Here is a 13,335-nt window from a genome sequence, read left to right on the forward strand (position 1 = left end):
ATGTGAATCGAATGTCCACCCGGAAATGCAAATTCTGCATCGCATCGGTGAAAGGAGCTGAGAGATGACCGAACAGAACAAGCTCACAAAACGTCAACATCTGATTTACGAGTTCCTGAAAGACAGGATTGTGAATCGAGGTTACGGTCCGACTGTGCGAGAAATCGGTTTGCACTTTGGGATTAAGTCTCCCAATGGGGTGATGTGTCATCTGAAGGCGCTCGAGAAGAAAGGGTTGATTACTCGCGAGTCAAATATGTCGCGAGCGATCCAGCTCAACGAATCCATTCATCGCGGTAAAACGAGCCTTCCATTTGCAGGGCAGATTGCTGCCGGTGTGCCTGTTCTGGCAGTCGAGCAGAGTGAGCGAGTCGAGTTTGGTGACCTGTTTGACGACGAGGAACTCTTCTGTTTGCGAGTCCGCGGCGACTCCATGATCGAGGATCACATCGCTGATGGTGACTTTGCAGTCATTCGTCGTCAGTCCACTGCTCGAGATGGCGAGATTGTCGCCGCTCTTGTAGACGGTGAAGATGCGACGCTGAAGCGTTTTTATCGAGAAGATGGCCGGTTTCGACTAGAGCCCGCAAACTCCTCCATGAAAACTATTTACAGCGAGAATGTTGAAGTATTGGGCGTGTTGCAGAGCGTGATTCGTCGGTATTAAATTGCCGGAATCACTCTCTCCGATTCGGTCCATTTGATAAAGAGTTTCTTCTCACGCCGTTCCGCCGCGGCTTGAGGAATAGTTTCTCTGTGGACACTTCCAGCTTCGGATCATAAGATCAAATTGTCTTCATTGGTTGCGGTGCTTGACTCTCAAAGAGGGCAACGCACCGCCTAGTGAAACTAGATCGTGCCGCACTGTGCCCTCCGATTTGAGCTGAGCGATGAGCACTGAGTCCTCAGCCACCCGTCACCAGGCGTTTCGTTTCGGTGATTGAATTAGGTGCTTTTGCACCGATTGCTCGCCGGGACTGTTGGAATTCCTCGCTCTCTTTTTCGCTGAATTCTCATTCAGTAACGAGCTCCAGGTGTCGGTTCAGCGGTATCCATTTGAAGGATCACCTTCGGGCAGATCGACTCATTGAAATCGTTTCAATCGAGTTCGACTGTGCAATGTGACGTCCGGAGAAATGTTAAGGAACGCGATTTCATGACGCACTCCTCCTCTGTTTTCAGCATCCACGTAGCAGCCTCTCGTTTTTTATCCCATAGCTTGTTGCGATCAATGGGAGTCGTCGCTGCGGTGTCAGTCCTCTCTCAATTTAGTTTGGCGTCTGACGACAAGCCTCTGAGTTACAACAAGGACATTCGGCCAATTCTGGCGGAGAATTGTTTCAGTTGTCACGGAGCCGATAGTGCTTCTCGTAAGGCGGATCTCCGACTCGACCAAAGAGACGCTGCAATCGCGATGTCTGCGATTGATCCCGGACATCCAGACTTGAGCGAGTTGATTGCCCGCGTCATGACCACTGATCATGAATCGGTCATGCCTCCAGCAGAAACAAAAAAGACACTCACTGAGGAACAAAAGCAAACTCTGAAGAGATGGATTGAACAGGGTGCGGAGTATGAACTGCATTGGTCGTTCATTACTCCAGTGAAAATGACGCCCCCGCAAGTTCAGCATCAGGATCTGGTCAAGAATCCGATTGACCAGTTCGTCTTCAAGCACATTGAAGAAGCGGGGCTGGCTCCGTCACCCGAAGCTGACCGCCGCACATTGATTCGTCGGTTAAGTCTCGATTTGACTGGACTTCCTCCGACCCCTGAAGTGGTCGAAGAATTCGTGAATGATCAGTCGCCCGATGCTTATGAAAAGTTCGTCGATCGTTTTCTGAGTTCACCTGCCTGGGGGGAACATCGCGGTCGCTATTGGTTGGATTACGCCCGTTACGCAGACTCCCACGGAATTCACTTCGATAATTATCGAGAGATGTGGACGTACCGTGACTGGGTCGTCGGCGCGTTTAATCAGAACATGCCTTACTCTCAATTTACGATTGAGAATCTGGCTGGCGATCTTTTGCCGAACGCGACGCTGGATCAACAGATTGCCTCTGGCTTCAATCGTTGCAATATGACGACGAATGAGGGGGGAGCGATCAACGAAGAGTATTTGGTTCTTTACACTCGCGATCGAACCGACACCACGGCTCAGGTCTGGATGGGACTGACAGCGGGGTGCGCCGTCTGTCACACACACAAATTTGACCCGATTTCTCATCAGGAGTTCTACGAACTCGCTGCGTTTTTCAATAACACGACGCAGTCTGCAATGGACGGGAATATCAAGGATACTCCTCCCGTGATCTTCGTTCCTCTCGAAGGGGATCGGACAGCATGGATTGAGAGTAATGAAAGCAAGGTTCAGTCGGCAGCGGCAGTGGCAAGTCGTCGTGATGCCGCTCGACCACTCTTTGAGGAATGGCTTGCAACTGCTGACCCTGCCGAGTTCAGTCAAACGATTCCCACTGATCAGCTCGCGTTTTATGGGAAATTCGATAACCAGGCGTCACACGCCACCGTTTCGATTCTCGGTGAGTCCACCGAAATCGAGCTGGATCCAAACGCTCAGTGGACGACTGGATTTGCTGGAAGTCAGGCCGCTGTCGTGAATACGACTGCTCTCGCAACACTCGACAATGTCGGTGATTTCGGGGCAGGGGATGCGTTCAGCGTCTCTGCGTGGGTGAAAACGCCAGCGAACGATGGCGGTGGTGCAATCGTCGCAAGAATGGACACCGGGAATAACTTCCGCGGTTGGGACTTCTGGATGGAAGGGCGCCGAGTTGGCTGCCACATCATCAACGAGTGGAGTTCGAATGCTCTGAAAGTCGTTAGTGAAAAACAGATCCCCGCGAATGAGTGGGTGCATGTCGCCTACACTTATGACGGGTCTAAGCAGGCGTCCGGGGTGAAGATCTTCGTGAATGGAGAACTGCAAAAGAACTCTGTACAGGCTGACGCACTTTCAGGAGATATTCGCACGACCGTTCCATTTAAGATCGGTCAGAGGAATGCAGATTCGCTCGTGTCTGGACTCGCAGTGAATGATATTCGAATTTATTCACGATCGTTGACCCAGGCTGAGTCGGAATCCTTGGGAGGCCTGTCCACTCTGGCTGCGATTCTGGAAAAAGATGCGGGGCAGCGAACGGAAGATGAGAAGAAGCGAGTCTTCGACTGGTGGCTCGATAATCGGGACCAACCTTATCAAACGGCAGTTGCCTTCGATCGAGAGGTTGATGCACAGATCAATGCGATCAAAGCTCGCGGCTCCGTTGCACATGTGATGAACGAAAAGCCGGAGATGCCGGTTGCTTACATCCTCGATCGAGGTGAGTATGATCGTCGGACGACTGAAGTGAAGCCGAATACTCCTGCGGTGCTTCCAGCGTTTCCGGAAGACCTCCCGCGGAACCGACTCGGCTTCGCGAAATGGCTTCTGCTGCCTGAGCAGCCGCTGACTTCTCGTGTCACGGTGAATCGCTTCTGGCAGGAAGTCTTTGGGACCGGGATCGTCAGGTCTAGTGGCGACTTCGGAATCATGGGGGAACTCCCATCGAATCAGGCGCTGCTTGACTGGATGGCGATCGATTTCATTGAGTCTGGCTGGGATGTGAAACGACTCTTCAAGCAGATCGTGATGTCACATACTTATCGTCAGTCTGCTGTCATTACATCGGAGTTGCGAGAACGAGATCCAGACAATCGCTTGTTGGCTCGTGGTCCACGTTTTCGAATGGATGCGGAGATGGTTCGAGATTACGCTCTCGCTGCCAGTGGTGTCATGGTTCACAAAATTGGAGGACCGAGCCTGAAGCCCTACCAGCCCGATGGGATCTGGGAAGTCGTCGGGATGGACGGAAGTACAACGCGAAACTACCGGCGGGACTCAGGAGAGTCTCTGTATCGCCGCAGTTTGTATTCGTTCGTAAAACGCATGGCTCCACCCGCATCTCTCGAGATCTTTAATGCGCCGAATCGCGAGTTTTGTGTTGTTCGACGAGAGCGCACAAACACTCCATTGCAGGCTCTGGTGACTCTCAATGACGAGCAGTATGTCGAAGCTGCCCGAGTGCTGGCTCAAACCGCGTTGCAATCGAACGAGACCGATCGCGATGCGAGAATTCAGTTCATCAGCAAGAGACTTCTCAGTCGCGAGTTGCAAGCTCGCGAGTTGGAAATCGTTAGTAGCTCGTTGGAGCAATTGCAGAAACATTTCGACGATCATCTCGAAGACGCGAAACTTTTGATTGCGGTCGGGGAGTCGAAAGCTGATGAAAAGTTAGCTCCCGAAGAACTCGCAGCCTGGACCATGTTGACGAATGAATTGATGAATCTCGACGAAGTTTTGAACAAATAACTTTTGTTTGACTTTCGTTGATTTTGCATCAATCGCAGCTAAGCCGCCTTTGGATTTCACGTAGAAAACAAAGGCGGCTCCAGTACTCGCAGACATTGGAGAAGACAAATGAATCCGTTTGATCAATTCAAACTGAATATGACTCGTCGGCATTTCTTTGGAGCAGGGGGCCATCTGCTCGGAGGAGCAGCCCTCGCAACACTGGCAGCAAAAAATGGATTCGGCAGCACCGCTCCCGCGTCGCCAGAATTCAAGGGACAAATCCCGCTGCATTTTCCTGCTAAGGTCAAGAACATTATCTACCTGCACATGGTGGGCGGACCTTCGCAGCTTGATTTCTATGACTACAAACCCGGCCTGATGGACTGGTACGACAAAGATCTGCCTGAGTCCATTCGAAACGGGCAACGTCTTACAACGATGACTTCAGGCCAGTCTCGCTTTCCGATTGCTCCCTCGAAGTTCAAGTTTGAGCAGGTTGGACAGAACGGGATGTGGGTCTCCGAGCTCATGCCGTACATGAAGAAGATGACTGATGAAGTGACCTTCATTCGCAGCATGAACACCGAGGCAATCAATCACGAGCCAGCGATCTGTCTCATGCAGACAGGGAATCAGGTGAGTGGTCGACCTTGCCTGGGGTCATGGGCAAGCTATGGCTTAGGAAGCTTAAACGACAATCTTCCGACGTTTGTCGTGATGGTGGCGAAGTCCACAAACAATGAACAGAATCAGGCGATCTCTGGTCGCCTCTGGTCATCGGGGTACTTGTCTGGTGAGCATGCTGCGACGTCGCTGCGAACCAGCGGTGATCCGATTCTCTACATCAACAATCCTCCGGGAGTGGCGAGTTCAGTGCGTCGCGAGACCTTGAATGGTCTGCGTGCCTTGAATGAAATCAATTACGAGAATATCGGCGACGCTGAGACACGGACTCGCATCGAACAGTACGAGTTGGCGTACCGGATGCAGTCGAGTGTCCCTGAACTGTCGGATCTTTCGCAAGAATCTGAAGCAACTTACAAGTTGTACGGAGAAGAAGCGAAGAAGCCGGGAATGTTTGCGAATACGCTGGTCCTCGCGCGCCGTATGGTTGAACGGGGAGTCCGCTTTGTCCAGATTTATCACAATAACTGGGATACCCACGGCAATGCGGCCGGACGTCTACCTGACCAGGCGTTCGACGTCGACCAGCCATGCTACGCGTTGATTCAGGATCTTCGGCAACGGGGTCTTCTGGACGAAACGCTCGTGATCTGGGGAGGTGAATTCGGACGAACAGTCTACTCACAAGGGGGCCTGTCGAAAGAAAACTACGGCCGAGACCATCATCCGCGGTGCTTCACAATGTGGATGGCTGGCGGGGGAACTAATGCTGGACACATCCATGGGGAAACCGACGATTTCTCCTACAACATCGTGAGAGACCCTGTGAACGTTCGTGACTTCCACGCAACGGTTCTGCATCTGATGGGATATGACCACGAACGAATGACCTACAAGTATCAGGGACTCGATCAGCGGCTGACAGGAGTTTTGCCAGCTCATGTTGTGAAAGAGTTGATCGCTTAGGGTGATCACAATTTTGGAAGTTTTCGAGCCTGCTATGCACATCGCATAGCAGGCTCTTTTTGTTCTATTGGGTGCTGTGAACCTGAGGATCGGTTATAAAAGATCAGCGGTTGTTTGATTGACATTTCGTCAGACAGGCACTGCGACGTACACCGAAAATCGATCCTCAAGATAGGGATGCAGGATGAATCGTCTGTTGGGATTCCTGAGCTTTCTGTCACTATTTACCGTGATGAGTGCTACTACGATGGCCGCTGGACCTGAGCCAATTCCGCTTTGGGCTGATGGCGCACCGGATGCAAAAGGGACCGAGAAAGAGGATGTCCCTGTCATTCGAATTTATCCTGCAGATGCTGCGACATCGACGGGCGCAATGGTGGTGGTCCTTCCGGGAGGAGGATATGGCGCATTGGCGGTCGACCACGAAGGACATCAGGTCGCGAAATGGCTGAACCGAATTGGAGTCAGCGCTGCGGTGGTGAATTATCGACTCGGACCGAAGTACAACCATCCTGCTCCTCTGCAGGATGCGCAGCGGGGAATTCGCTACGTCCGGGCTCACGCTGAAGAACTCAAAATCGACCCGAATCGGGTTGGGATCATGGGATTTTCGGCCGGGGGACATCTTGCTTCGACTGTTTCGACTCACTTCGACGCCGGTGATTCCGCAAGTGCTGATCCGATTGCAAAGCAGAGCAGTCGACCGAATTTCAGCATTCTCTGTTACCCGGTCATTTCCCTGAAAGAGTCCTTTTCCCACGGTGGATCACGACGAAATCTGTTGGGTGAAAGTCCAGATCCAGCACTTGTGGAGTCTCTTTCAAACGAAACTCAGGTGACGAAAGAAACCCCACCGACGTTCATCTTCCAGACAGATGAAGATCCGGGTGTTCCTGCGGAAAACGCGATTGCGTACTATCTTGCATTAAGAAAAAATAAGGTGCCAGCCGAATTGCATGTCTATCAGAACGGACCGCACGGTGTGGGACTTGCGCCAAACGATCCTGTGTTATCGACTTGGACCGATCGCCTGCATGACTGGCTGAAGGTCAACGGGTTTCTGAATCCTGTGAAACGAGCAGGGGCGAGCGGGAAAGTTTCATTGAATGGCGAGCCACTTCGCTGGGGAGCAATCTCCTTCCTCCCAAAAGATCCAACTGCACCAACCTCTTTTGCGATGATTAGCAACGGTGGGTTCGGATTTCATCCTTCGAATGGACTGGCGGTGGGAGAGCATCGGGTGAGCGTCGTCTCACTCGGAAGTGTCGTTCCTTATCCGACGATTGAAGATGTTCTCTATCTGACCGGTTCAGACGAACAGGCCCCGCTGACGATACAAGTGAGCGAGGGAGGGAACGAGCTCAACTTTGATTTGCTCAAGAGAGATTGAAGATTACCAATCGAACTGCACATGGCCTGTGTGCAGTAGAGCGTTTTCGAGCCATAGATCTCGTCTGCCAGTTCCTGACTGGGTGCGGGTCTCTCGGTAAGCAGCGAAGGCGGTGGGCGGCAGAACGTTCCGTGGAGAAAAAAGTAACGGCACGAAAGCGAGACTTTCGTGCCGTTTTTGTTTGTCTACAACTTTTGGAAACCGGACGAACTATGGGAGTTCGCGGATGCGCAGATTGCGGAACTCAACTGGGGCTCCCTCTGCTTCGAGGCACATGAAACCGGTTGCTGGCTCACAATTGTTGCCGCCGGAGACCTCTTCGCCATTCACCCACAGACGAACCTCTCCGTTGATCGCGCGGACATAATAATGGTTCCAGTTGCCGTGACCTTTGGTTAGCTCTTTGCGAGGAAAGCTGCGAACACCTGTTGGAGCGACAGGCTCGAAAGGAGTCATCTTCGAAGAACCGACTGGGAAGACGTCGCCCTGGCTGGTGAACCAGTCTGAGACTTTGCCGGTTTCTTTCAGATATCGCTCAGCGTATCCAAGATCAAGGATTTGGACTTCGATTCCGCCGGTGGGAAGCTGGCCCGGCTTGATACCGTCAAATGCCTGGTCGGGAGCCCATAGAAAGATGCCAGAATTGCCTGCGTACTCGAGGTGACGCCATTCCCCAACAATCTCAACGTTGGTGATTTTCTTCTTGGAACGGATCACTCCGACCGGCTTTCCTGTCGTGCAGATCATCCCGTCCTTCATAAACCATGTGTCGGCTTCGCCGTTAACGTGGTCGAAGTCATCAAGTGTCAGCTGACGCCAGCCCGGTCCATTTCCGTCAACGAATGCCTTTGGGAACGCTGGGTTTTCTTCTTCACCGTAACAGAATGCTGCGGTGAAGAGACAAATGGCGCAGCTCGCGGCTTGAAGTAATTTCATCATCTTGCACTTTCAAAACGGAAGGGGATCACGGCAGAGGAATCGCCGCGGAAGGTCATTGGGGCAGACTATCGGGCTTCTTTGTCGCGGCTGATGGGGACGCCAATCATTTCACCGTTGTAAACCTGCTTGTCGTTCACGTATCCCTGGAACTCGAAGTGAGCCATGCGACGTTCTTTATACTTGGTCACGCGGGCCATGATGATCAGCCGGCATCCGGGATAGACCGGGGCGCGGAAGCGAACGTCTGTCATCCCGCCGAACCCGAGGTAGTCTCCTGCGTGGAGGATGTCATATTTCCGAGCGTAGAAGCCAGCGAGCTGAGCAGCGGCTTCACACAACATCACTCCCGGCATTAACGGGAATCCGGGCATATGACCTTTGATCCAGAATTCGTCGTCGGTGACTTCTTTGAAACCGATCAAGCTATGCTGAGCCGTGTCGACATGCACAATCCCGGAGAGTTGCTCCATCTCGTGACGCTGTGGATTCACTTTTCGAATGTCATCCAGGGTGAACATCGGTTTGTCGTAGTTGAACTTCTTGTAGTCGAAAAATGGTTCAGCTGGCATCAGTCTGGATTCCGTTCATAAAGATCGTGACCACGCACTCCGGTGGTCGATGTCGTACTCAACGTCACTCTGTGAAACGCAGCGGGCGATTGCAGTGACCACGTTTGACAGTTCACTCGATTGCATGACGATACAAAGTTTTGGACTGTTTTTTAACTCCGATCAGGCTGGAGAAATCGGTCTGTGTTGATGTCGGTATTGCAGTCACGTGCTCGTTTTGCACCGATGTCGTGCATCGAGTCATCAGAGGGCCAGTGAGAAAGCAGGAGGATGATCTCGATTTCGCTGTCAGCCGTCCCCGCACCTGCGTGATCGGAGGAACGGATTGTTCAGGAAATCACGCAGATTTTGCGACGGAGTCGAGAGACAGCGAAGGTGGACGAGTTCCCGGTTTGAGGGATCGATCGATGTTCTTTCTTCAGAGCATGATGGCGAAGCTGGCCATGAGGAACGGCCACGACAATCCCAGACAAAACCAGGCAATTGAACAGGCTTTCAGGTACATTTTGTATTCTGGGCTAGAAAACCGTTCATTGCGAAGTGCTGACGTCAGACTGAAGAGAGTGAGCAGCACCCAACAGCTCATCAGGTGTGCGAACACCAGAATAAAAGGCGGCCAAACGTCCGCTTTTCCAACGACAGAGCGATTTCCGAACAGGCTCCAAAGTCCATAGGTCTGGAATCCAATCAGGCAGCTTCCAGAAAATAGGCAGAGCCATACTCTTTGCTGAAACTCCTTCTGGGAGCGTGCCAGCGAAGTAAATCCCAACGCTCCCCCCGTCGAGCAGAGGAAGAGCGCGCATTTGAAGAAGGCTGTCGGGCAGGCGGTAAAATGGACTGGTCGAGGGAGTCCGTAAACGCGTACCAATCCCATGAAAATTGCGAATCCCATTCCAGAAAACAGGATGATTTTCAGGATACTTCGGCGAGCGACGCGAGGGATGTCGAGAGGCTGGTCAACTTCGTCGTCGCTAGGCGAATGTGAATCTGTCGTGGATGAAGAGGGGAGATTCACAATCTGTTTTGCTATCCCTGATGAATTCAAAAAAGGAGGTTTGGGGGAGCCAGCGAACTCGTTGGATCAATCAAATCAGATTTTTAATACGGCGACAAGCTGGTCTGTGGGGGGGCGGGGTTGGTGAGAAGGTTGTGATGAATTTTTCTTGTGTACTGGCTGTGTGTGGAAAATTGAGCTTTGGGGGCAATTGGGCTCAAGTTTTGCAATTTTCGTTGCGTGCTTGTTCCAGATTCAGACGTACGATGAATGAGGATTAACGGTCACCGAAGTCGTTCATCGTGCATTTCCATCGACATGGACAGAAGGATCTGAATTTTCAGGGGCCTATCCCTTCGTTCGATTCAGCTCAGTCAGCGAGAATTTCAATGTATCGCAAAATTACGCAACTCATTTATGTGACGGGAATTGTTGGATTCAACTGGGGAGTGATTGCCCCAGCTATTGCTCAAACCCCACCGACATACGCACCCTCGGGGCCGCTGGTTGCACCTGCTGAACCGTTGGTGCTACCAGAGCCGACACTTCCCAAGTTGCCTGTCCCGACGCCGGCAAACGGTACGATTCCGGACGTGGCAAAGCCTGTGATGCCGAGCGATTCTCTGCAAAGCACGCCGGTTCCTGGTAATACATTCAAAGCTCCGGCCGCTGCTCCGTACGAAACTACCCCTCCATTGATCGTTACCCCAGCGAGTCCCGAATCAGCTGTGAGTCCTGAAACTGGATGGTATCCCGGCTACTGGTTGGGCTACCGACGCAATCAGTTGCCTTATGGACGTGGGCCGCTTCCCTATGAAACGAATTACCAAGGGTTTGGGCAGGGAATGGGAGTTCCAATGAATTCGGCGCCGGGGTGCAATACCTGTCCTCAGCCTGTCACATCGCCCTGTGGGCCGACGAATCTCGATTTCGGTCGAGGTTATGACGGCTTCTTCAGTGGATGGTAGGCCCAAGATGGCGACATCTCACTCAGTTGTGCGATGTCGCCGTTTCCTACTGTCCTGACAATGTCTGGCCGCGGAGACCGTCATCAAAGGTGGTGTCTGTGGTTTCATTCAGACCCCCTTGCAGCAGGAAGCCATCGATCAGCCACTTCGCTTGAGCAAGCTCAAGCAGTGAGACGTTGTATTCGAGATTCGAATCGAAGAAGGTCCGTCTGGCGACGAGGACCTGCAGGAAGTCGAATTCACCGACGCTGTACGCTTTCTCTGAGAGTGTGAGTGTCTGGCTCGCTTTCGGAAGAATCCTGGTCTCGTAGCGTTCGACTGTCAGTGCAGCCGAGTCGTATTGTCGAGCGGCTTCTGCCAGCTTGGACTTCAACTCAAGTTCCATTCGCCGGACATCCTGCACGGCACGGCAATATTCCGCCTGAGCGGCAGAAATGTTTCCCTGATTCTTGTTGTATAATGGGAGTGCAATCCCGACCTGAAATTGCAGCATGGAATGTTGAGTTCCATTGTCGTAACCGAAGGCGGTTTGAGTTTGCAGGTTGGGAATTGCCTGAACTTCCTGGCGAGTCATATTTGCGATGGAACGTGACACGCGGGCCCGGGCCGCCTGAAGTGCCGGGTTGCTTTGCAATAGTTCCTGATAGGTTAGATCCCAATCACGCCTCTCCGATGAGAGCCGAAGCTCGCCGACGAGGCGGGTTGGTGCCAAATGCGGCACGCCAACGACTGCTGTCAGCTGCTTCCAGGCGGTTTCATAAGCAATCTGGGCACGTTGCTGAATCAGTTCGACTTCGTTGAGCTGAATTTCAGTCTGAAGAACTTCCGGCAATGAGCCTTCAAGTGCTTCTCGACGAATTTCAGCCACGCGAACCCCTTCGCTCGCCACTAACTGAAACTCTGTCGCGAGGTCGATTCGTTGCTGGGCAGCCAGAGCCTCGTAGAAACGCATCCGGACATCAGTGAGCACGCGAAATCGCTGTGCGTGTACTTCCCAAAGCTGCGATTGAACTTCCTGGTCCAGAACTCGTTCGTTCAATTGAAGCTTGTTCGCGGTGACGAATTCCTGCTCAATAAATCCGAGATGTTGATCGGTTCCTTTGTCGTCTATCTGTTGACCGCTGTAGCCCAGATTCGGGTTTGGTCGGGCACCGACTTGCTGCTTGAAACCAGTTGCCTTAGAGGCTGAAGCGCTCGCTTGTGCGATGGCTGGATTATTTTGGATCGCCCATTGCTCGAGTGTTTCGAGAGTTACACCTGTTCCAGAAAGATTGAGTTCTGCAGGAGCTTCGACGCTTCCATCGACCGGTTCTGCAGGGATAATTTCTGTCGCTGGGGGAGGTGCAATGTCTTCAAAATTTGTTTGTTCAATATTGCTCTGAGTCCGTTCAGTCTTTGCAGCATGCTTTTGAGCGGATTCTTGAGATTCTTTGGGAGCGAGAGTGGGCTGAGGTACTGTTACCGCTGCTGCTGGTGGCGCGACGACTGGTGAGAGTTCACTGACCCGACTCCCGGTTCTGCATCCGAATGTCAGCCCCAGTAGCACGCAGCTACAGAGAGTCAGCCGTCTTGCGATAACGTCGTTCATTAGAACATCCATGTTCAATGACTTATGCCGGTGAGGCCGCATAAGTGCGAAGTCGAGCAACGGCGAGTCCGTGCCAGCCCGACCGCAGAGGGAGATCGAATCTGAAAGAGCTATCGGAGTGTCGGAATCTCAGAATTGGCTTATTCGGTGAACGCCAAAGAACTGTAACAATCGAATTCCCTTCAACTAGCTGTTGCCGGTATCTTCGGCATGATCGGAGGTTGCCTGGCCGCGATAATCGGTATAGTTTATTGCAGGATTGGGAAGAGGAATCTCCGCATTCGCGTTGATGTCATCAGCATTTGTCGCCTGGAGAGAGTTCTGTCAGTCAAGTTCTTTTACTGACATTACCGCGTTGCTCGAGGGGCCGTTGATGGCGGGGCACAGGATCATTTGCAAACGGAATCCCCGTGTCGAGCAGACCTCGACTTCAGCGGCGATTCTTCATTTCTGTTCGCATATTCCGCTCCGCATCTTTCTGCTTCAGTTGCTCACGTTTGTCGTGCTGTTTGCGCCCTTTTCCGACCGCGAGTTGCAACTTGATTCGTCCGTTCGTGAAGTGGACATCCAGTGGAATGAGCGTCAGTCCATCGTGAGAAGCGTTCTCCGCGAATTTGCGGATTTGGTGACGGCTTAAAAGAAGTTTGCGGGACCGTCGACGTTCGTGATTCATGTAGGTCGCTTGCGGGTATTCGGCAACATCCGCATTGTGCAGCCAGACTTCGCCATTGTCGACACGGGCAAACGACTCTTCGATGGAGATTTTATTGTCGCGGATGCTTTTGACTTCACTTCCCGTCAGCACCATTCCGCATTCCAGTTCATCGATGATTTCGTAATCGTGGCGAGCGCGGCGGTTCTGGCACACCACCCGGGAGTTGGGATCCGCTGCAACCTGTTTTTTCTTCCCTGCCATGATGTCCGCCGGAACAGTCTACGAAAT

The 13,335-nt window shown here is 52.4% G+C and carries 10 protein-coding genes; 5 read left to right on the forward strand and 5 right to left on the reverse strand.

Annotation, left to right across the window (positions count from 1 at the left end):
• The first annotated feature begins 64 nt into the window (after positions 1-64).
• From lexA to SH668x_RS03580, 4 genes are all read left to right on the forward strand, one after another.
• Positions 65-667: a transcriptional repressor LexA gene (lexA, locus tag SH668x_RS03565; protein WP_437187323.1), complete on the forward strand. Its 603-nt coding sequence runs from the start codon at positions 65-67 to the stop codon at positions 665-667.
• Positions 668-1,156: 489 nt separating this feature from the next.
• A complete protein-coding gene (locus SH668x_RS03570; protein ID WP_437187324.1) occupies positions 1,157-4,372 on the forward strand; it encodes a DUF1553 domain-containing protein in 3,216 nt (1,071 codons plus the stop codon).
• A 108-nt stretch (positions 4,373-4,480) separates the two neighbouring features.
• Positions 4,481-5,944 (forward strand): DUF1501 domain-containing protein, encoded by a 1,464-nt coding sequence (locus SH668x_RS03575; RefSeq protein WP_437187325.1) that lies wholly within the window; start codon positions 4,481-4,483, stop codon positions 5,942-5,944.
• Positions 5,945-6,128: 184 nt separating this feature from the next.
• Positions 6,129-7,334, forward strand: coding sequence for an alpha/beta hydrolase (locus tag SH668x_RS03580; protein ID WP_437187326.1), 1,206 nt, complete (start codon positions 6,129-6,131; stop codon positions 7,332-7,334).
• Positions 7,335-7,544: 210 nt separating this feature from the next.
• Here the strand turns inward: SH668x_RS03580 and SH668x_RS03585 are convergent, their stop codons facing one another.
• From SH668x_RS03585 to SH668x_RS03595, 3 genes are all read right to left on the reverse strand, one after another.
• On the reverse strand, positions 7,545-8,273 hold the full coding sequence (locus tag SH668x_RS03585; RefSeq protein WP_437187327.1) for a 3-keto-disaccharide hydrolase: 729 nt from the start codon (positions 8,271-8,273) through the stop codon (positions 7,545-7,547).
• Between the two features lie 65 nt (positions 8,274-8,338).
• Positions 8,339-8,842 carry a 3-hydroxyacyl-ACP dehydratase FabZ family protein gene (locus SH668x_RS03590; protein ID WP_437187328.1) on the reverse strand — a complete coding sequence of 168 codons (504 nt, stop codon included), beginning with the start codon at positions 8,840-8,842 and terminating at the stop codon, positions 8,339-8,341.
• A gap of 418 nt (positions 8,843-9,260) precedes the next feature.
• Positions 9,261-9,857: a hypothetical protein gene (locus tag SH668x_RS03595; protein ID WP_437187329.1), complete on the reverse strand. Its 597-nt coding sequence runs from the start codon at positions 9,855-9,857 to the stop codon at positions 9,261-9,263.
• Between the two features lie 368 nt (positions 9,858-10,225).
• On the opposite strand from SH668x_RS03595, the gene SH668x_RS03600 reads away from it, so the two are divergent.
• Positions 10,226-10,804, forward strand: a complete 579-nt coding sequence (locus SH668x_RS03600; RefSeq protein WP_437187330.1) for a hypothetical protein — start codon at positions 10,226-10,228, stop codon at positions 10,802-10,804.
• 46 nt (positions 10,805-10,850) lie between these two features.
• Here SH668x_RS03600 and SH668x_RS03605 read toward each other — a convergent pair whose 3' ends face one another.
• Both SH668x_RS03605 and smpB read right to left on the reverse strand, forming a co-directional pair.
• Positions 10,851-12,392 carry a TolC family protein gene (locus SH668x_RS03605; RefSeq protein ID WP_437187331.1) on the reverse strand — a complete coding sequence of 514 codons (1,542 nt, stop codon included), beginning with the start codon at positions 12,390-12,392 and terminating at the stop codon, positions 10,851-10,853.
• A gap of 430 nt (positions 12,393-12,822) precedes the next feature.
• Complete coding sequence (gene smpB / locus SH668x_RS03610) at positions 12,823-13,308, reverse strand: SsrA-binding protein SmpB (protein WP_437187332.1); 486 nt, start codon at positions 13,306-13,308, stop codon at positions 12,823-12,825.
• Positions 13,309-13,335: the final 27 nt, after the last annotated feature.

The organism is Planctomicrobium mucosum, from assembly GCF_051466335.1.
Lineage (GTDB): Bacteria > Planctomycetota > Planctomycetia > Planctomycetales > Planctomycetaceae > Planctomicrobium.

What these genes read in the sequence shown, in the direction of transcription:
- lexA (WP_437187323.1), top strand. Translation starts at nt 65, where the DNA reads ATGACCGAACAGAACAAGCTCACAAAACGTCAACATCTGATTTACGAG.
- SH668x_RS03570 (WP_437187324.1), top strand. Translation starts at nt 1,157, where the DNA reads ATGACGCACTCCTCCTCTGTTTTCAGCATCCACGTAGCAGCCTCTCGT.
- SH668x_RS03575 (WP_437187325.1), top strand. Translation starts at nt 4,481, where the DNA reads ATGAATCCGTTTGATCAATTCAAACTGAATATGACTCGTCGGCATTTC.
- SH668x_RS03580 (WP_437187326.1), top strand. Translation starts at nt 6,129, where the DNA reads ATGAATCGTCTGTTGGGATTCCTGAGCTTTCTGTCACTATTTACCGTG.
- SH668x_RS03585 (WP_437187327.1), bottom strand. Translation starts at nt 8,273, where the DNA reads ATGATGAAATTACTTCAAGCCGCGAGCTGCGCCATTTGTCTCTTCACC.
- SH668x_RS03590 (WP_437187328.1), bottom strand. Translation starts at nt 8,842, where the DNA reads ATGCCAGCTGAACCATTTTTCGACTACAAGAAGTTCAACTACGACAAA.
- SH668x_RS03600 (WP_437187330.1), top strand. Translation starts at nt 10,226, where the DNA reads ATGTATCGCAAAATTACGCAACTCATTTATGTGACGGGAATTGTTGGA.
- SH668x_RS03605 (WP_437187331.1), bottom strand. Translation starts at nt 12,392, where the DNA reads ATGAACGACGTTATCGCAAGACGGCTGACTCTCTGTAGCTGCGTGCTA.
- smpB (WP_437187332.1), bottom strand. Translation starts at nt 13,308, where the DNA reads ATGGCAGGGAAGAAAAAACAGGTTGCAGCGGATCCCAACTCCCGGGTG.